Origin of the sequence: Alcanivorax sp. IL3 (assembly GCF_047495465.1) — a bacterium.
Lineage (GTDB): Bacteria > Pseudomonadota > Gammaproteobacteria > Pseudomonadales > Alcanivoracaceae > Alcanivorax > Alcanivorax jadensis.
Window position 1 is genome coordinate 204,988 of record NZ_CP179931.1, and the last position, 19,261, is coordinate 224,248.

Here is a 19,261-nt window from a genome sequence, read left to right on the forward strand (position 1 = left end):
TTACCGATCCCAATCTGATTCTGGCGGACCTTCAGGCCAACTGGCTGCTCTATCTGGCGATGCCGTTTGTGGCCGCTGCCATTGGTTATTACACCAAGGTGGTGGCCATCAAAATGATGTTCAAACCACTGAAGTTTGTGGGCTGGCGACCCTTTCTGGGCTGGCAGGGTATCGTACCGCGCAAGGCCGCCACCATGGCGAGCGTGGCCTGCGATCTGATGATGGAGCGCTTACTCAAACCTGAAGATGTGTTCGATAAGTTGGACCCCCAGCGGGTGGCTGCCGAGATTCGCGATCCGCTGATTCGCGCGGTGGAAGACATTACCCGCGAGGTCGCTGCCGAGTACCAGCCAGGGCTATGGGAGTCCGCCCCGGAATCCGTGAAGAACCTGCTGATCCAGCGTATCCAGAATGAAGCGCCGCACATGGTCGAGCAGATCATGACGGATATCAAAAGCAACATTACCCGGGTGTTCGATCTCAAGGATCTGGTCACCAGCGCGCTGGTGCGCGACAAGGAACTGCTTAACCGGGTGTTTCTGGAAGCCGGTCATGTGGAATTCAAGTTCATTCGTAACTCCGGCATCTATTTCGGTTTTGCCATCGGTATTGTTCAGGCCATCGTCTGGGCCTTTACCCATAACATCTGGGTGATTCCGTTGTTTGGTCTGTTCACCGGCTGGTTTACCGACTGGCTGGCGCTGAAGATGATCTTCAACCCGAAACAGCCGGTGCGTTATCTGGGACTGTTCGAATGGCAGGGCCTGTTTCTGCGCCGCCGCAAACAGGTGGCGGCTCGTTATGGGGAATTGGTGGCCACGGAGATCGTTACTCCGGCGGCGGTGATCGGCGCCATCCTGACTGGCCCCATGTCCGACCGGTTGTTCGGCCTGGTCCAGAAACAGGTGCAGCGCACCATGGATGAACAGGCCGGTCTGGCCAAGCCGCTGGTGGTGTTCGCCGTGGGCAGCACCCGGTACCAGGAAATGAAGCGCTCCGTGTCCGAGAAGGTGATGCAGCACCTGCCGGAAACGCTCACCCACATGGAAGCCTATGCCGAAGAAGCCATGGACCTGAAGAACCTAATGGTAGAAAAAATGCAGGAGCTTACCGAAGAGGAATTCGAGGGATTACTCAGGCCGGCCTTCCAGCAGGATGAATGGATTCTGATTACCGTGGGGGCGTTACTCGGCTTCCTTGTTGGTGAGCTGCAGGTGCATGCGATGATTCACTTTGCGGTGCCGGTGGGGTGAATCGCGAGTAACGAGGTACCAGTTGCGACAAGCCGGCACGTCAGGGTTTTCGCAACTGATCCCTCGCTCATCAGACTCTTGTTCCCCGCCCTGTCACGCTTTCCCCTTCTATCCGCAAGATCGCAAATGTAAGACATTGCCCACTATTCTTTCCCGGAATGCTCACTAAAATATTCCCCTTTCACATTGACTCTCTGGGGGAAAATCATGCTCAAGGACAAGCTCAAGGGTGTATTACCCTTGCCGGGATTGGTTGGCACGGTCATCGCTGTGCTGGTACTGGTGTTTGTGGCGAACAAATCCATCTTCTATGCCGAGCCTGGCTATGTATATCACGTGCGCACCATCACCGGTCAGGAACAGGTGGTGTCCGATGTGGGTTACCAGTTCTTTTTCTTCGGTCGCTGGAATTCCTGGAAGCGCGCGCTGACCGTTCAGGCGGTAAAGGGCGGCACGGAAGATCTTGCCTATGTGGAAGTAGAAAGTTCTGAAACGTCAGCCGCACTGCCACCCCAGAACATCATGTTCCTTGATCAGGTTGACGCTGATGCACAGGCTACCGTGCGTTTTACCATCCCCACCGACAAGGACAGCTTCCTGCAACTGGCTCATGAATACCGCAACCCGGAAAACTTGCTGCGTACGGCACTGATTCCGGCTTTCAAGGAAACCTTGCAGGCCAATGCGTCGTTGATGAGCGCTGAAGAGTATTACTCCGGTGGTCGTACCGAGTTCAACACCGAGTTCGAAAACCAGATGATCAATGGCATCTATATTGTTCGTCGCGAAGAGATCAGCGAAAAACGGGTCAACGAAGTCAAAGGCAGCGCCAATGTCGCCTTGGGCACCCAACAGAAAGATTACGGCGACGACTCCAAAGTGGTGTTTGTGGTGCGAAAGATGCTCGATGATACCGGTATTCCGCGGCGCAAATCCCAGAGGTTTATCGATTACGGGGTTTCAGTAGTGGAAGCCCGTATCACCCAGATGGACCCGAACCAGCGTTTTGTAGAGCGTATGCAACTCAAGCAGAAAGCCTCAGCCGACCGTGCTATTGCCCGCGAGCAACGGGTGCAGGAAGAAGAGCAGCGGTTGCTGGCCATCGCCCGGGGTGAGCGGGAAGTGGCGGAGCGTCAGGCCAAGGCCAAGGTGGACCAGATCCAGCGCACCACGGAAGCGGAGACCGAGAAACAGCTGGCCATTACCGAAGCGCAGAAAAAACAGGAACAGGCGGAAATCGACAAACAGACCGCCCAGGTCAACCTGGAAAAAGCGCGCATCGAAGCGGAAACCCGTCGTACCCTGGCCGATGCAGAAGCCTACCAGAAGAAAGCGGTGCTGCAGGCGGATAACGCCCTGGCGCAGAAGCTGGATGCGGAAATCGAAATCCAGAAAATCTGGGCTGAAGCCTTCGCCCAGCGCAAGGTGCCGCAGTATGTCTTTGGCGGTGGTGACGGTAATACGCCTACCGGCTCGGATTCCGAAACCAAGGCCTTCATGCAGTTGCTGACCCTGGATGCGGCCAAGCGGCTCAACTATGACCGTGATGTGAAGAATTAAAGCAAACGCCTGCAGCAGTATCGAATACGCTGCAGGCGTTCCTCATCGGCACTCGGGTTCACACCTTGAGAGGTCGTTCATGCAGCGGCGTCACTTGCTCCTCTTTCCCCGAAGCCGCTACAGTACCCCTCATGCTGCAAATCACTCCCAACCTGTCCCTGGCGGAACAGGAAATCGACCTTCAGGCAATCCGCGCCCAGGGCAGCGGCGGCCAGAATGTGAACAAGGTCGCCTCCGCAATTCATCTGCGCTTCGATATTCGCGCCTCCTCCCTGCCGGAACGCTACAAGGAACGCCTGCTAGCCCTCAGTGATCAGCGCATCACCAGCGATGGCGTGGTGGTGATAAAAGCACAGCAGTTTCGCACTCAGGAAATGAACAAGGAAAATGCCCTGGCCCGGTTGGCCCAGTTGATCAAGAGCGTGACGGTGGAACAGAAAAGCCGTAAGGCCACCCGCCCCACCCTGGGCAGCAAGCGACGGCGCATGGACAGCAAAACCAAACGCGGCAGAACCAAATCCCTGCGCGGCAAGGTGGATCCGGGCTGAAAGCTGCGTCGCGGCTCAGCCCATTCTCATACCTGAAGTAGTTACCGGCATTGCAGCGTATGCTTGGCTTGCCGTTGTATTGACACAAACCGCCGCTTCCTTGGCGCTATCTGACCGCTCCCTTCACGCCCTCCTTTGTTAAGCTTGAATTCGCTGATTTCACCACGGAGCCGTATCCATGAAAGCGATCACCACATCAGGCTGGGGCCTGTCTGCCGAATTGGTCCTGAACACCATCTCTGCGCCCACCCGCCTGGGAGCCAATGATGTGCTGGTGCAGGTGCATGGGGCGTCCGTGAACCCCAAGGACTGGAAGTTGAACTACCATGCGGCCGTGGCGTTTACCCCCCTGCTGGTTAACAAGCTGCCGCCCTTCTTCGGTGACGATCTGGCCGGCGTGATTATCGACAAGGGCAGCAAGGTGCGGGACTTCGAGATCGGCGATGCGGTTTACGGCATGGATATGCGCCCGCGCACCGCGTCTCTGGCGGAACTGACGCGCATCGACCAGAAGCGCATTGCCAAAAAGCCGCCGTCGCTAACGTTCCAGCAGGCAGCTTCCATGCCGTTGGCGGCACAGACGGCGTTACAGGGACTGCGTAAGGGCAAGGCGGAAGCCGGCAAAAGCGTATTGATCATCGGCGCTTCCGGGGGGGTCGGTACCTTTGCCGTGCAGATTGCCAAGGCAATGGGTTTGCACGTTACCGGGGTCTGTAGTGGCCGCAATGCTGACTTCGCTCGCGAACTGGGTGCCGACGAGATCATCGATTACACCCAGGGTGACTACCGGAACACCGCCGGTTCCTTCGATCTGGTCTTCGACGTGACCTCCTACGAATCCCCGCGCACCTGTGATGCCCTGATCGCTGAAGATGGCTGGTTCATCTCCACCGGCGGTGACACCCGCTCCATGCTGATCACACCGTTCTACCGGGTGTTCGGAAAGCACTGCGGCACCGTGGTGGTGGAATCCTGGACACGGGATCTGGACACCCTCTCGGAGCTGGTGGAAAGCGGCAAACTGCGCCCCATCATCGACAGCGTTTTTCCTCTGGCGCAGAGCCAGCAAGCCTATGATCGCAGCCGCACGGGTCGCTGTCGGGGCAAGGTGGTGATTGAGGTGATGGCCTGAGAGTGAATCATCCGTAGGGGCTATGCTTGCATGGCGAACCCTTCCGCAAGCTTGTTCGCCATGCAAGCATAGCTCCTACAGTAATAGGTATTGGGGGGCTGGTTACGCTAGCCCCGCCTTGGCCGCCCTCGCAGCGTGCAGTTTCTTGTAGCTTTCAATAAGACGCTGGTGCTTCTCCAGTCCTTCAAGCTGCATGTTGGTGGGGGTAAGGCCGTGGAAACGCACCGTGCCATTCACTGAGCCCACCACCGCTTCCATGGTCTCCTTACCAAACATACGCTGGAAGTTAACCAGATAATAATCCAGCTCAAGCTCGTCATCCAGAGTGATCTCCAGCACCGCGCGCAGGGCCTGGTAGAACAGCCCGCGCACTACCGTGTTGTCGTTGAACTGCAGGAACATATCCACCAGTTCCAGGGCTTCTTCATGGCGCTGTAGCGCCAGGTTGATCAGCAGCTTCAGCTCCAGCACGGTGAGCTGGCCCCACACGGTGTTCTCGTCGAACTCGATACCGATCAGGGTAATGATGTCGGTGTAGTTGTCGATCTGGCTTTCTTCCAGGCGCTCAGTCAGCTGGCTGAGCTGGTCGTCGCTGAGGCGGTGCAGGTTGAGAATGTCTTCCCGGTAATCCAGCGCCATATTGGTGTTGTCCCAGATCAGGTCTTCCACCGGGTAGACCTCGGAAAAGTCCGGCACCAGAATCCGGCAGGCCGATGCACCCAGCTGGTCGTACACCGCCACGTAGGCTTCTTTTTCCAGATCGTCGAGAATGGCGAAAAGTCGCGCAGCTTCTTCCTCATTGCTGCCGGAAAAATCCCATTCGCAGAAATCTTCATCCGCCGTGGCGCTGAAGAAGCGCCAGCTCACCACCCCGGTGGAATCAATAAAGTGCTCCACGAAATTGTTGGGTTCGGTGACTTCCTGGCTGTTGAAGGTGGGCGGTGGCACGTCGTTGAGACCTTCGAAACTGCGGCCCTGCAGCAGCTCGGTGAGGCTGCGCTCCAGCGCCACTTCAAAACTCGGGTGGGCGCCGAAGGAGGCAAACACCCCACCAGTGCGCGGGTTCATCAGGGTCACGCACATCACCGGGAACTGGCCGCCCAGGGAGGCATCCTTCACCAGCACCGGGAAGCCCTGTTCTTCCAGTGCCTGGATGCCTTCCACAATCGCCGGGTACTTGGCGAGCACGGCATCAGGAACATCCGGCAGGGTGATTTCTTCCTCGATGATGTGCTTCTTCACCGCCCGCTCGAAGATTTCCGACAGGCACTGCACCTGGGCTTCGGCCAGGGTGTTGCCCGCGCTCATGCCGTTACTGAGGAACAGGTTTTCGATCAGGTTGGAGGGGAAGTACACCGTCTCACCATCGGAGTGGCGTGTGAAGGGCAGCGAGCAGATGCCACGGTCCACCCGACCGGAGTTGGTATCAATCAGGTTGGAGCCACCCAGCTCCCCCTCCGGGTTGTAGATACCCAGGCAGTAGTCATCCAGGATCTCTGTCGGTAGCGCATCGTTGGGGCCGGGCTTGAACCACTTCTCGTCGGGATAGTGGACGAAGTCGCTGTTGGCGATCTCCTCACCGAAGAACTGGTCGTTGTAGAAGAAGTTGCAGTTGAGCCGCTCGATAAACTCGCCCAGCGCCGAGCACAGCGCCGCTTCCTTGGTGGCGCCCTTGCCGTTGGTAAAGCACATGGGCGAGGCCGCATCGCGGATATGCAAGGACCACACATGGGGGACGATATTGCGCCAGGAGGCGATCTCGATCTTCATCCCCAGTTCTTCGAGGATGGCGCTCATGTTGGCGATGGTCTGCTCCAGCGGCAGGTCCTTGCCCTCGATAAAGGTGCGGTGCGCTTCATCCGGCGTCACCATCAGCAGCGCCTGGGCGTCCTCGTCCAGGTTGTCCACTTCCTCGATCTGGAATTCCGGCCCGGTCTGGATCACCTTCTTCACCGTGCAGCGGTCAATGGAGCGCAGAATGCCCTGCCGGTCCTTGTCGGAAATATCCTCCGGCAGTTCCACCTGAATGCGGAAAATCTGGTTATAGCGGTTCTCCGGGTCGACGATGTTGTTCTGCGACAGGCGGATATTGTCCGTAGGGATATCCCGCGCCTTGCAGTACACCTTCACGAAATAGGCCGCGCACATGGCCGACGACGCCAGGAAATAGTCAAACGGGCTGGGCGCCGAGCCATCACCCTTGTAGCGGATGGGCTGGTCGGTGATGACGGTGAAGTCGTCGAACTTGGCTTCCAGTCGAAGGTTATCGAGGAAGTTGACGTTGATTTCCATGGCGGGGCTACCGGAGTTAAGAAATGGTGAGCTAGGGGCGCCATTATCCAGCTTTTACCCCCTACCGTCTGTAGGGGCGACCTTCCAGGGTTGGAATCCGGGCCTCCCCCTACGGTGTTCAAACATTGATCTATGTCTACATCGCCTGATCTACCCCTTGCTAGCGTAACTATCCATCACAAACCGGAGACAGATCATGCGCATCGTATGGAGCCCCGACTACGAACTGGGAATATTGCTGATCGACCAGCAGCACCGTCGTATCGTCGACTACATCAATGATCTGGACCGGCTGGCCGGCCAGCCCGACGCCCAGATGGGCGTGGCCCGGGTCCTCTATGATCTGGTGGACTACACCGAATCCCATTTCAGCTTCGAGGAAGCACTCATGGAGCGGGCCGGTTATGAAGGCCTGGATGACCACCATCACCTGCATCGAAAGTTCACCTTCCACATCGAATCCCTGATGCGTCGCCATGAAGAAGGCGTCGACGTGGCAGAGCCGCTATTGCAGGTGCTGGAGAAGTGGCTGCTGCACCATATTCTTGAAGAGGATCGTGACTATACGGAACAGGTGCGGGACTTTATCGACAGTATTGGCCGTGAGCGATTGGGTGGCTGGGTGAATGATAATTTGCGCAAGCATTTCCGGGTGTCATAGTCGTCATGGCGCCTAGCGCGCTATTGGCGTGCTGATATCAGCGGCCATGGAGGCTGTGTTGTTGCGTTAAGCGGGGGGTTGCGCGGAGAATCAACCGAGGACACACACCAAGTGAGGGAGTCACGAGTGGCAGCGTCGCGCAGCGTAACCGTGTTTTATGACGAGGTAATGCTCGGCCATGATCCGCAAGTGGATTTGCCCTTTCTGCCCAGCCGGGTGGAAAAGCGGGTAAGGAATATTCTCGGTGGGCTGAATTTCAAATGGAACTACCCGGAACACCCCGGCCGGCTCTCCGCCATCATGGACCTGCTCAAGCAGGAGCCCATCCCCGGTGTACAGTTCCAGTCCGGTCCGCGCGCCACCTACGAACAACTGGGCCGTGTCCACACCACCACCTATCTGGACCACATCTTCTCCCTGGAAGGGCAGCGCGCCTGGCTGGACAGCGATACCACCGCCGTCTCGCCGGAGAGCATTCCGGCAGCCACCTCTGCGGCGGGCAATGCCATTGCCGCCGTGGAGAGCGTGGTGAAGGGGGAAACGCAAAGCGCGTTTGCCCTGGTTCGGCCCCCCGGCCACCATGCCGAACCGGTGCGGGCGCGGGGCTTCTGCCTGTTCAATAACGTGGCCGTGGCCGCCGCCCATGCCCAGGCAAAACTGGGTTGCCAGCGTATCCTGATCGTTGACTGGGACGTGCACCACGGTAACGGCACCCAGGACATCTTCTGGGCCGACCCGGATGTGCTGTTTTTCGACACCCACTGCGCCGCGCCGTTTTACCCGGGGTCCGGAAATTTGAATGAGGTGGGTGCCGGCCTGGGTGAAGGCTATACGGTCAACGTTCCTCTGCCGGAATCTGCTGGCGACATCGCCATGGAAAAGGCCTTCCGCGATATTCTGATCCCCGCCGCTGACCGCTTTGAGCCCGACCTGGTGCTGGTCTCCGCAGGCACCGATCCCCACCACAACGACATGGCCTTCAATCTGAGCTACGACGGCTTCGCAGTACTCACCAGCATCGTCCAGAGCATTGCCGACAAACACTGCGATGGCCGCCTGGTACTGGTTCTGGAAGGCGGCTACAACCTGACCTCTCTCGCCCGGGGGGTGCATACCATGTTGACGGTGATGGCCGGCGGCGACGTGCCGGAACTGATGGAGTGCGGACTCCGTGAGGTGAGGGAAGCGGCGGAGTTTCATCGGGATGCGTTTGAGGAGGAATAGGTGGTGTCTTCCATGCCCAAATAGAACCCGCCTCAAAGTGCGTTCAAGCAGCGACGCCACTTCAATACCCAATGGCTAAATATCATCAATGTTGACCGTATTCGCTGCGTTCCAACAGTGACATTTGTTCAGTGGGAGCGGTGGCTGCGTATCAGGCGACGGAGCCGAACACCTGAATGATATTGCCCAGTCGCGCGGTAAACTTGTCGCCGCTGTTGAGCGGGCCGACGCCGGCGGGGGTGCCGGTGAAGACCACATCACCGGGTTCCAGGGTGAAGGTCTGGCTGATTTCGCTGAGCAGCTCGAAGGTGGGAAACAGCATCTGGCCGGTGTGACCGTGCTGGCGTACCTCGTCGTTGATTTCCAGGGTGACGTTGAGCTTCTGCTTCACGGAGATGCCGCGGGCATCGATGAAGCCGGAGACCGGGGCCGCGCCGTCGAAGGCTTTTGCCCGTTCCCAGGGGTGGCCTTTTTCCTTCAGGGTGTTCTGTACCTCACGCAGGGTCAGGTCCAGGCCGACGGCGTAGCCGGCGATGCTGAAGCGGACGTTGTCCAGGTCGGTTTCCTTGTGAAGCCGTTTGCCGATCAGCACCACCATTTCCACTTCATGGTGTACTTCGCCCTGCCCTTTGGGCAGCTCGAGAGGTTCATGCAGGCTCACCAACGAGGTGGCCGGCTTCATGAACAGGATGGGGGAGTCCGGCACGTCATTGCCCAGTTCCCTGGCGTGGTCGGCGTAGTTGCGGCCCACACACACCACCTTGCCCCCCGGGATGTCGATGGGAGCACCGTCGATCCAGCGATGTTGGTAGCCGTCCTGATCCACAGGGGTGTTCACTTCATCAAACATCGAACAGTTTCCCCGGGTTCATGATGTTGTTGGGATCGAAGACGTGCTTCACCGCTTTCATGCAGGCGATTTCTTCCGGGCTGCGGGAATATTCCAGGTAGGGTTTCTTGGTCATTCCCACACCGTGTTCCGCAGAGATGGAGCCGTTGTATTTCTCGACGATCTCGAACACCCACTTGGACACGTTGTTGCACTGGGCGAAGAAGTCTTCCTTGGCCAGGTCGGCGGGCTTGAGGATGTTCAGGTGCATGTTGCCGTCGCCGATGTGGCCGAACCAGACGATCTCGAAATCCGGGTAGGCCTCTTGCACCACGGTGTCGATGTCTTCCACGAAGTCCGGCACCTTGGAGACAGTGACCGAGATGTCGTTCTTGTAAGGGGTGTGCGGGGCGATGGATTCGGAGATGCGCTCACGCAGCTGCCACAGCTGATCCAGCTGCTGCAGGGACTGGCTCATGACGCCGTCCAGTACCCAGCCTTCTTCTACACACTTTTCAAAGATGGCCATGGCCTGATCGCCGGTGGCCTCTGACAGCTGTTCGAATTCCAGCAGGCAGTAGAACGGGCACTCGGTGTCGAAGGGTTTGGCAACGCCGTGTTCGAGTACATGGGCCATGGCCTTGTCGGAAAAGAACTCGAAGGCGGTCAGGTCGATGTCCTGCTGGAAGGCGTGCAGGATCTTCATCACTTCCCGGAAGCCGGGGGCGCCCAGTACCAGGGCGGTCAGGTCTTTCGGTTCGCGGGCCAGTTTTACCGTGGCTTCTACCACAAAGCCCAGCGTGCCCTCGGCGCCGATGAACAGATGACGGAAGTCGTAGCCGGTGGCGTTCTTGATCAGGCCCTTGTTCAGGTCCAGCAGTTCGCCCTTGCCGGTGACCACTTTCAGGCCGGTGATCCAGTCGCGGGTCATGCCATAGCGGATCACCTTGATGCCACCGGCATTGGTGCCGATGTTGCCGCCGATCTGGCTGGAGCCGGCAGAGGCGAAGTCCACCGGGTAGAACAACCCCTTCTGTTCGGCGAATTCCTGCAATTGCTGGGTGATGACTCCGGGCTGCACGGTGACAGCGCGGTCGAATTCGTTGAATTCCAGGATCTTGTTCATGCGATCGAAGGCCACCACCAGCTCGCCGTTGGCGGCCACCGCCCCGGCGGACAGGCCGGTGCGGCCCCCGGAGGGCACCAGGTGCAGGCCGTGGTCGTTGGCGATTTCCACGATCTGTTGCACCTCGTCGATGGTCTCCGGCAGCGCTACCGCGCTGGGGGCCGGGGCCCATACCTTGGTCCAGTCGACCCCGTAGCGCTGGGCGCTTTCCGGGTCGGTAAGGAGGCGATTGCCAAGCAAATCAGTCAGTTGCTCCAGCGCAGCATGGGCATGGGCGGTCATCAACAGGTCTCCTGCAGGGGTAAAACGCACGATGTTGAGGCGTTCTCACGGCAACTTGAGCAATCCGACGGCGCGGCTGCTCTCAATTTGAGCGGGCTATGTTAACATACGCGCCCATTTCACAGGCTACCGAGACTTCAATCATGGCCGATACTTCTCTTGAGAAGGACAAGATCCGCGTTCTCCTGCTCGAGGGCATCCACGAAAACGCCGTGGAGAACCTGAAAGCGCACGGCTATAGCAATGTGGAGCTGCTGCCCACCGCGCTGACCGGCAACGATCTGGCAGACAAGATCAAGGATGCCCATTTCGTCGGCATTCGCTCGCGCACCCAGCTCACCGAAGAGGTGTTCCAGGCGGCGGAGAAACTGATCGGTGTGGGTTGTTTCTGTATCGGTACCAACCAGGTGGATCTCAACGCCGCCCTGAAGCGTGGTATCCCGGTATTCAATGCCCCCTATTCCAACACCCGCTCGGTGGCCGAGCTGGTGATTGCCCACACCATCAACCTGATGCGTGGCATTCCCGAGAAGAACGCCTCTGCCCACCGCGGTGGCTGGCTGAAGTCTGCCAAGGACAGCTACGAGATCCGAGGCAAGACCCTGGGGATTGTGGGTTACGGCAACATTGGCGCTCAGGTGTCCGTGCTGGCCGAATCCATGGGCATGAAAGTGAAGTTCTACGACGTGATTCCCAAGTTGCCGCTGGGTAATGCCGAGCAGGTGAGCAGCCTCACCGAGCTGCTGGGTCAGTCCGACGTGGTCAGCCTGCACGTGCCGGATACCGCCGCCACTCGCTGGATGATCAAGGAAGAACAGATTCGCGCCATCAAGCCCAAGGGTTACCTGATCAACTATGCCCGCGGCAAAGTGGTGGACATTGATGCCCTGGCCGGTGCCCTGCGTGATGGCCACCTTCTGGGCGCTGCCATCGACGTGTTCCCGGAAGAGCCCAAGGGCAACGACGACGAGTTCATCAGCCCGCTGCGTGAATTCGACAACGTGATCCTGACGCCGCATATCGGGGGCTCTACCCAGGAAGCCCAGGTGAACATTGGTACCGAAGTGTCCGAGAAGCTGATCCGCTACTCCGACAACGGCGCCACCCTGGGTGCGGTGAACTTCCCGGAAGTGGCCCTGCCGGCCCACCCGGACATGCACCGCCTACTGCACATTCACAAGAACGTGCCCGGCGTGCTCACCCAGATCAACACCGTGTTCTCCGAGAACGGCATCAACATCTGCGGTCAGTACCTGCAGACTAACGAAGAGATCGGTTACGTGGTCATTGATGTGGACAAGGGCTACAGCCAGCTGGCGCTGGAGAAGCTGCGCACCATCGACGGCACCATCCGTACCCGGGTGTTGTTCTAGACGACCCGGTGTTTCCGCAGGAGCGTTCGTTCGGGCGCTCCTGCGGAACTGTGAAACACTCGACAAAAAGTCGGTGGCGGGCTACCTTGCTTGCTCCGGCTTTTTTCGTATTTAACCTATGAGACGACTCAGGAAAGGATGCCTGTTGGTTGCAGGGCTGCTGGCATTGTCCGGCTGTGCCACAAACTCCCTGTTTGTGCCCTACCCCAATCAGGCCCAGCAATGGAAGGCCTCGCTGGCCACCGCCCCGGTGACCCCGGCGGCCACCCAGAAGCTGGAAAAAGCGGCCAGTGGCGGCGATGGCGTGCTGTATCTGCAGGAACTGGGTCGAGTCAGTCAGCTTACCGGCCAGCGTGAGCAGAGCCGCGAAGCCTTTGCCGGCGCCATTCAGAAATATGACGACGAAGACGCCAGTGCTCGCATTCAGGTGTCATCCCTGACGGCTTCCGCCTCCTCATTGATTACCAACGACAATGCCCGCGGCTATGTGGCGCCGGACTACGAGCGCATCTTCACCCATGCCTATCAGGCCCTGAATTACTGGGATGCCAACGATCCTACCGGCACCGCCGTGGAATTGCGTGGTGCGGCCCTGGAGCAGCGGGTAGCCGCCGACAAGCGCGACAAGGAAATTGCCAAGGCCGAGGAAGCCGCAGAAGAAAACAACGTGGACCTGAGCCAGTTCGATGGCTATTTCCAGGGCATCAATGCGGTGGCCGGGGAGGTCAAAGCCAGCTTCCAGAATGCCTGGACCTTCTACCTGTCCGCCCTGTTCTGGGAAGCCCACGGCGAATACAACGATGCCCTGGTGGACTACAAGAAGGCCCTGGAGATCCACCCGGAGCTGGACATGCTCAAGGAAGATGTTGAGCGAGTGTCCAATGCCATGAAGGGCCGGCCTGAAAAAGACGGCATGGTGGCAGTGCTTTACGAGCAGGGCTTTGTGCAGGCCCGGGAAGAATTCAGCCTGCCCATTCCCACCGTCCACGGCATCTTTTCGGTGGCCTTCCCCACCTATTCTCTGACCAGCAAGCCGCGCCCCAACAGCCTGCGGGTGCTGGACAGTGCCAGCCAGCCACTGGGGGAAACCGTGGTGCTGGCCGATGTGGGAGCCCTGGCCGCCAAGGATCTGAAAGAACGTCTGCCTGGCATGTTGGTGCGCCAGACCCTGCGCGCCACCGCCAAGTACAATCTGCAGAAAAAGGCCAATGACGATTTCGGCCCGCTGGGGGCCTTCGCCACCCAGCTGTATAACCTGGTCAGTGAGCAGGCGGACCGGCGTAGTTGGTTGACCCTGCCTGCCTACGCCCAGGCAACACGATTTTCACTGCCCCAGGGGGAACATACCCTTGTATTGAGCACCCCCGAGGGCAATGCTACGTTGACGGTACCGGTGGTAAACCGTGGCCTCACCGTGATTCATGTGGCGGCCGTTCCCGGCCAGCTGATTACCCGCGTGTTACCCGTTCAGGAGGGACCCTTATGACACTGTTACGCCCGATGCTGGCGCTGCTGCTGGCTGCGATGCTGGCGGCCTGTTCGGCCACCAATATGGGTCGCATGGAAGTGGATGAAGACGGCCAGACCATCACCAAGGTCTATTCCAGCAACAGCCTGCTGGCCAGCCGTATTTCCGTGCAGGATCTGAAGCAAAAGACCGTGGGGGACCTGCTCTATATACAGGCCACCCTGGAAAATGACTGGAAATTTGAACTGGATTTCCAATACAAGTTCAAATGGTTCGATAAGGATGGTTTCGAGCAGGCGCCGGAAGGCCAGCCCTGGCGGCAGGTGGTGATGGCGGGTCGTAGCCAGAACAGCGTCCAGGCCGTTGCCCCCAACCCGTCCGCGGTACGCTTTGAAATCTGGGTACGCGAATAAACGTCGTGTGCCTTTCTAAAGGGAACAAGGAGAAAATCATAATGCTACGCGTACTTTCCATGCTGCTGCTGGGCAGCGCCCTGGCCCTGTCCGGCTGTGCCTCCAAGGTGGATTACGGTGATGCCCAGGCCCGCGAAACCGTGAACACGGATTTCGGTTCCACCGACCTGCAGATGATCGCCGCCAAGATGGTGGATGACATGATGGTGTTCCCGCCCATCGTGCAAATGACCCAGAACCGCCGTCCGGTGGTATTCGTGGATCGCATCAAGAACAAGACCACCGAGCATGTGGACACCGAGTCCATTACCGACACCATTCAGTCCAAGCTGATCAACTCCGGCAAGTTCCGTTTTGTGGACATGTCCGTGGTCGATCGTGTGCGTCAGCAGCTGGACTACCAGAGCGATTCCGGCCTGGTGGATCCGTCCACTGCCGCCGCCATGGGCCGCCAGATCGGCGCCGAAATGATGATGTACGGTAACTTCTCTTCCATCGTCAAACGCGATGGCAGCACCAAGGACGTGTACTACAAGTTCACCCTCAAGCTGCTCAACATCCAGACCGGCATCATCGAGTGGACCAACGAAAAAGAAATCCGCAAGACTCGCAGCAAGAGCCTGTTCGGGTTGTAAGGACGCTGCACGCCACCGGTGTTCCCGGAGGCGTGCATGCTAACCAGACATGGAGGCCGTTATGACCAAGCACCTGTTCGCTCCGTTATTTTTCATCCTGTTGCTGTGTGCGTCACTGGCCCAGGCAGCCACGGAAACCATTTCCGTGTCGGCCCGGGGTTACGGCGACAACCCGGAACAGGCCATGACCAATGCCCTGGTGGCGGCGGTGCGACAGGCTGGCGGGGTCAGCGTGGCGGTGGACCCGAACTTCCGCACCAATGTGCTGCAGTGGGTGGTTCGCCAGCAGGGTGATGTCAGCACCTGGATCGGTACCGAGACCTCGGTGCCGGAGCCGCAGCTGCCTACCCTGGGCAATATCAAGAGTTACCAGGTGCAGTCGGTGAAGCAAGTGGAAGACGGCCTGTGGCAGGCCAACGTGCAGGCGGGGGTGCTTCGTCCCAAGACCCTGGGTGCGGACCGCTCGCACCTGCCCGGTATTGCCATTACCACCTTCGACAGCCGCCAGCCCCGCTATGATCTGGGCGATCTGCAGGTGCCGGCCAGCCAGGTGCAGCGTCAGTTGCGCGATGATCTGGTTACCGCCTTTACCCAGTCCGGTCGCTTCCGGGTGCTGGACCGGGCCAACCTGGATGCCATTGATCAGGAGCAGTCCGTTGTCGCCAGCGGCAGTGTGGCGCCGGAAGAGCTGGTCCGTCTGGGACAGCGCAAGGGTGCCGATCTACTGCTGGTAGGCACCATCGAGGACTTCAGCATTGGCGACAGCCAGCGGGAATTCTACGGTGCCAAATTCTCCGGCTACGAACCGCGTATTCGCGTTCGTTATCGGCTGATCGACACCACCACCAGTGAAATTCTGTGGGCAGATCTGTTCGACTGGAACAAGTCGGAAGCCTCCATCCGCGAAGTGGCCCGTCAGCTCAATATCGACGACCGCAACCACCCGGAACGGCTGGCGGATGAGCTTTACCCGGCCATTGCCCGTGCCATGGCCGGTGCTGCCACCGACGTGCTCTACCCGGTGCAGATCATCAAGGTGCAGGGCGATACCGTCTTCCTCAGTCAGGGCCAGGGCCGGCTGGAGCAGGATGCCAGCATGCAGGTCTACCGCCCCGCCGGGGAAATGAAGGACCCGGACACCGGCCTGACCATCAAGCTGGAGGGCAACGCCCTGGCCACCCTGACGGTCACCGACGTGCGCCCGGATTATGGTGTGGCCCGTCTGGAAGGCCCGGCCAGTAGCGCGCTACAGGCGGGTGACCGTGTGCGAACCTCGCACCAGTCCAGCGCCTCAACGGCTCAACCTGCCGGGCAACCGCCCAGCCCGGGCTCGTCGGAAGCGCCGATTCAGTGGTAACGACAAGCCCCCTTCCCGGGGGCTTTTTATTGGCTCAGCCGGAGATAACGTGTCCCGCCCCGACATCTCACGCCCCGAGATCTTGCTGGTCTACGACAAGGAATGCCCGGCCTGCCATGCCTACTGCCAGGTGGTGCGGATTCGCGAAAGCGTGGGTGAGCTGCGCATCGTGGATGCCCGGGAAGACAGTGAGGTGATGCGCGAGATTACCGGCGCTGGCCTGGATATCGATCAGGGCATGGTGCTGAAGATGGGCGACCAGCTCTATTACGGCGCCGATGCCATCCATGCCCTGGCCCTGATCGGCAGCCGCTCTGGCGTGTTTAACCGCTTCAACTACTGGATGTTCCGTTCCCGGCGCGTGTCGACAGTGCTCTACCCGCTACTGCGTTTCTTCCGCAATCTGTTGCTGAAACTGCTGGGCAAAACGCGAATCAACAACCTCAACCAGCCCGGCCGCGATCGCTTCTAATGCTTGCTGTTGAGTGCCTGCTCTCGTTCGCTTGATCGTGCCGCCTACAGAAAATTCAGCGATATCGACTTTGCTGCCTTGTGCTTAAGCGCAATCCTTTTTGCATGGCGAAGCGATATCAGGGAAACCGTCTCAGGCAGGGGCGTTACTCCGAGGCGGGAAGGATTTATCACGTCACTGTGGTGACCAATGGGCGGCATCCTTGGTTTGAAGACGCACAGCATGCGCGGACCATGTGCCGGACATTGCTCTGGTCCGATAAGCAAGGCATGACATCCTCATTCTGTTTTGTCGTGATGCCGGATCATATCCATTGGCTCTTTACGCTGGAGGGGAAGTACCCACTTTACACAACCATGAATCTCGTCAAAGGTAGGAGCGGTCGTTTGTCAGGGGGGCGCATCTGGCAAAGGGGCTACCACGACCATGCGATCCGCTACCAAGAATCGATCAAGGATATTGCCCGTTATATCGTTGCCAATCCCTTGCGTGCCGGCCTGGTCAAATCCCTCAGATATTACCCTTACTGGAATGCGATGTGGCTTTGAGGGTTGCTGTAGGAGCGCCACTTGAGGCGCGAAATATGCTTGCGACAAGACGATAGAACGGAGTGGCTATTAAACCACACGGTTCGCGCCTCAAGTGGCGCTCCTACAGGGCGGTTAGCAGGCCGTTCAGGTTGCTGATGTGGCGGCGGATGTGTTGATCCGCTTACGCTTTCTAATGGCCACCCTGGCCTTGCGCTTCTTCCACCAGATCACTACGCCGGTAATCGACAGCATGGCCACGGCGATGCCCATGATCGACACGATGATGCGCCCTGGCATGCCGGCGATGCGCCCGGAGTGCAGGGGGAACTGTAGCTGGTTGAAGACGTCGGCGGCAGTGCCCTGCCAGGGGACTTCATCACCGATCAGATTGCCGTTCTTGCCGTCGTAATAGAGGCTTTTGACTTTCATGCCGCCGCTGTCATGGTCTTCGCCCGGGTAGTAGAAGCGCACCCCGAAGACGGCAAAATTGTCGCTGTAGAAGGTGTCGCCGATGGGCTCTTGCCAGTTGCGGTTATCCGCTTCGGTGCGGGCCTTATCAAACAGGGCCGGCCAGCTTACCCGGGGTTCCACCGGGTCATGCAGGGCGGTGGGGGTGCGGGTCTCGAAAGGCCCGGGGGTGGTCTCTGAAACCATGGACATCACCGGGTAGAAAACTTCCCGATACAGGTTCAGGGAGAAAGAGGTAAAGGCCAGGATGAGTAGCAGGCCAAACACCCACAGCCCGACCGCCGTATGCAGATCAAAATTCAGTTTGTAGGCGCCAGCGCCGCGACGAATCATCCAGGCAGGCTTCCAGCGTTGCAGCCAGCTCTTGCCGCCGGCTTTCCGGGTACGGCGCTTGCGCGGCAGGGTCAGCGCCATGGCGATAAAGGTATCGAACAGCCACACCATGGCGGCGGCGCCCATCAGCCAGATTCCCCAGCGGTTAATGCCGTTCCACTCCGGCAGATGCAGGGTGAAGTGCAGCTTGTAGAGGAATGACATCAGGTGTTCCGGGTGCAGGGAGATCTTGCCCCACAGACGTTTGCCGACGATCTCGCCGGTGACCGGATCCACGAACGCGTGGTCGTAGTCCAGATCATAGCGCTGTCCGGTTTCCGGGTTCTCCCTGGCATCTACCCAGATTTCCGCGTTATGGCCGGGTTCCGCCTCCAGATTGAAAAAGCTGGCGCGTACCCGGGGATCGGCTTGCTCCACCCGGTCCACCAATTCCAGCATGGGCAGCGGTTGCCCTTCGCTCTGGCTCTCGAACAGGTGCGGATTGAGCCATTCATCCAGCTCGTGGTCCCAGGAAATCAGCGCCCCGGTAAGGCCGGCAATAATCAGGAAGCCGGCAATAAAGAGGCCGAACCAGCGATGAAGAACCACCAGAATTGCGCGCATGATGCACCTGTCACGATCAGATTGAGCGCGGCAGTCTAACAGTAATAAAAGTAATTCTCATTACGAAAGTGGCTCAGTCGTGTTGCCTGCGACTGCGCCATAGCGGATAGGGAATCCCGGCTATCCGGTTGATGATGAAGGCCTGGGCGACCAGCAGGGCCACGGCGCTGATCAGTACCGGCAGTTGCTGCAGTTCGTGCATCAGGCCCAGGGAAACAATCAGTGCCGTGGCCCCGGCCGGTGGGTGGGCGACCCGGAACAGGATCATCAGCGCACTGGTAAAGCCCAGCGACAGACTGGCGGCTACCACCCGTGGCCATTCCACCCCGGTCAGGAAGGCGGCGGGGGCATCATGCAGCCCGCATAGCCATAGCGCGGCCCAACCACAGAGGGCGCCAATCACGTGGCCGCTGAGTACATTGCGCGGTGAGGCCGCTTCCGCCAGGGGCAGGTGGAATAACAAAAAAGCAGTGGCGCCCAGGGACGGAAAGATAAACGACTGCTGGGTGATCAGCGCGACGATGGCGATCAGGGCAATACTCAGCCCGCCGTTGACCAGATTGAACAGCGCCAGCACCAGGCGGGGGTTGAACCGCTGGCTCATCACATCCAGATGCAGTTGCCGCAGCAGGCCGCCGACCAGCTGCTGGCGCAGCCGGTCATTCTGTTCACTCATCTCGCGCACTATTCCGGGGCGAATAA

The 19,261-nt window shown here is 59.1% G+C and carries 18 protein-coding genes; 13 read left to right on the forward strand and 5 right to left on the reverse strand.

Features of this window, described 5'->3' with window-relative positions:
- The first annotated feature begins 59 nt into the window (after window positions 1-59).
- From ACMG4M_RS00955 to ACMG4M_RS00970, 4 genes are all read left to right on the forward strand, one after another.
- Entirely contained in the window at window positions 60-1,253 is a 1,194-nt protein-coding gene (locus tag ACMG4M_RS00955; protein WP_289622860.1) for a DUF445 domain-containing protein, read from the forward strand.
- Between the two features lie 207 nt (window positions 1,254-1,460).
- The gene (locus ACMG4M_RS00960) at window positions 1,461-2,813 is read left to right on the forward strand and encodes an SPFH domain-containing protein (RefSeq protein ID WP_052042499.1); all 1,353 of its coding nucleotides are present in this window, start codon (window positions 1,461-1,463) and stop codon (window positions 2,811-2,813) included.
- Between the two features lie 131 nt (window positions 2,814-2,944).
- Entirely contained in the window at window positions 2,945-3,361 is a 417-nt protein-coding gene (arfB, locus tag ACMG4M_RS00965; protein ID WP_035245718.1) for an alternative ribosome rescue aminoacyl-tRNA hydrolase ArfB, read from the forward strand.
- Between the two features lie 178 nt (window positions 3,362-3,539).
- The gene (locus ACMG4M_RS00970; protein WP_035245719.1) at window positions 3,540-4,493 is read left to right on the forward strand and encodes an NAD(P)-dependent alcohol dehydrogenase; all 954 of its coding nucleotides are present in this window, start codon (window positions 3,540-3,542) and stop codon (window positions 4,491-4,493) included.
- 102 nt (window positions 4,494-4,595) lie between these two features.
- On the opposite strand, the gene ACMG4M_RS00975 is transcribed toward ACMG4M_RS00970, so the two are convergent.
- Window positions 4,596-6,785, reverse strand: coding sequence for an OsmC domain/YcaO domain-containing protein (locus ACMG4M_RS00975; protein ID WP_414430542.1), 2,190 nt, complete (start codon window positions 6,783-6,785; stop codon window positions 4,596-4,598).
- Between the two features lie 196 nt (window positions 6,786-6,981).
- On the opposite strand from ACMG4M_RS00975, the gene ACMG4M_RS00980 reads away from it, so the two are divergent.
- Window positions 6,982-7,446: a bacteriohemerythrin gene (locus tag ACMG4M_RS00980; RefSeq protein ID WP_035245722.1), complete on the forward strand. Its 465-nt coding sequence runs from the start codon at window positions 6,982-6,984 to the stop codon at window positions 7,444-7,446.
- A gap of 126 nt (window positions 7,447-7,572) precedes the next feature.
- Window positions 7,573-8,670, forward strand: coding sequence for a histone deacetylase (locus ACMG4M_RS00985; RefSeq protein WP_035245723.1), 1,098 nt, complete (start codon window positions 7,573-7,575; stop codon window positions 8,668-8,670).
- 151 nt (window positions 8,671-8,821) lie between these two features.
- Here ACMG4M_RS00985 and ACMG4M_RS00990 read toward each other — a convergent pair whose 3' ends face one another.
- Entirely contained in the window at window positions 8,822-9,520 is a 699-nt protein-coding gene (locus ACMG4M_RS00990; protein WP_414430543.1) for a fumarylacetoacetate hydrolase family protein, read from the reverse strand.
- Entirely contained in the window at window positions 9,513-10,907 is a 1,395-nt protein-coding gene (locus tag ACMG4M_RS00995) for an FAD-binding oxidoreductase (RefSeq protein ID WP_035245726.1), read from the reverse strand. The genes ACMG4M_RS00990 and ACMG4M_RS00995 overlap by 8 nt, the downstream gene beginning before the upstream one ends.
- A 143-nt stretch (window positions 10,908-11,050) precedes the next feature.
- On the opposite strand from ACMG4M_RS00995, the gene serA reads away from it, so the two are divergent.
- From serA to ACMG4M_RS01030, 7 genes are all read left to right on the forward strand, one after another.
- Window positions 11,051-12,280 carry a phosphoglycerate dehydrogenase gene (gene serA, locus ACMG4M_RS01000; protein ID WP_035245729.1) on the forward strand — a complete coding sequence of 410 codons (1,230 nt, stop codon included), beginning with the start codon at window positions 11,051-11,053 and terminating at the stop codon, window positions 12,278-12,280.
- 145 nt (window positions 12,281-12,425) lie between these two features.
- Complete coding sequence (locus ACMG4M_RS01005; protein WP_414430544.1) at window positions 12,426-13,766, forward strand: COG3014 family protein; 1,341 nt, start codon at window positions 12,426-12,428, stop codon at window positions 13,764-13,766.
- Window positions 13,763-14,161 (forward strand): YcfL family protein, encoded by a 399-nt coding sequence (locus ACMG4M_RS01010; protein WP_035245734.1) that lies wholly within the window; start codon window positions 13,763-13,765, stop codon window positions 14,159-14,161. The genes ACMG4M_RS01005 and ACMG4M_RS01010 overlap by 4 nt, the downstream gene beginning before the upstream one ends.
- Before the next feature lie 41 nt (window positions 14,162-14,202).
- Window positions 14,203-14,796, forward strand: coding sequence for a penicillin-binding protein activator LpoB (gene lpoB, locus ACMG4M_RS01015; protein ID WP_035245737.1), 594 nt, complete (start codon window positions 14,203-14,205; stop codon window positions 14,794-14,796).
- Window positions 14,797-14,857: 61 nt separating this feature from the next.
- Window positions 14,858-16,153 carry a CsgG/HfaB family protein gene (locus ACMG4M_RS01020; protein WP_414430545.1) on the forward strand — a complete coding sequence of 432 codons (1,296 nt, stop codon included), beginning with the start codon at window positions 14,858-14,860 and terminating at the stop codon, window positions 16,151-16,153.
- A 49-nt stretch (window positions 16,154-16,202) separates the two neighbouring features.
- Complete coding sequence (locus ACMG4M_RS01025) at window positions 16,203-16,625, forward strand: DCC1-like thiol-disulfide oxidoreductase family protein (RefSeq protein WP_414430546.1); 423 nt, start codon at window positions 16,203-16,205, stop codon at window positions 16,623-16,625.
- Between the two features lie 104 nt (window positions 16,626-16,729).
- Window positions 16,730-17,173 carry an REP-associated tyrosine transposase gene (locus tag ACMG4M_RS01030; protein ID WP_414430547.1) on the forward strand — a complete coding sequence of 148 codons (444 nt, stop codon included), beginning with the start codon at window positions 16,730-16,732 and terminating at the stop codon, window positions 17,171-17,173.
- Between the two features lie 126 nt (window positions 17,174-17,299).
- Here ACMG4M_RS01030 and ACMG4M_RS01035 read toward each other — a convergent pair whose 3' ends face one another.
- Window positions 17,300-18,559, reverse strand: a complete 1,260-nt coding sequence (locus ACMG4M_RS01035) for a PepSY-associated TM helix domain-containing protein (protein WP_414430548.1) — start codon at window positions 18,557-18,559, stop codon at window positions 17,300-17,302.
- 73 nt (window positions 18,560-18,632) lie between these two features.
- Window positions 18,633-19,235, reverse strand: a complete 603-nt coding sequence (locus tag ACMG4M_RS01040; protein ID WP_414430549.1) for an HPP family protein — start codon at window positions 19,233-19,235, stop codon at window positions 18,633-18,635.
- Window positions 19,236-19,261 lie beyond the last annotated feature (26 nt).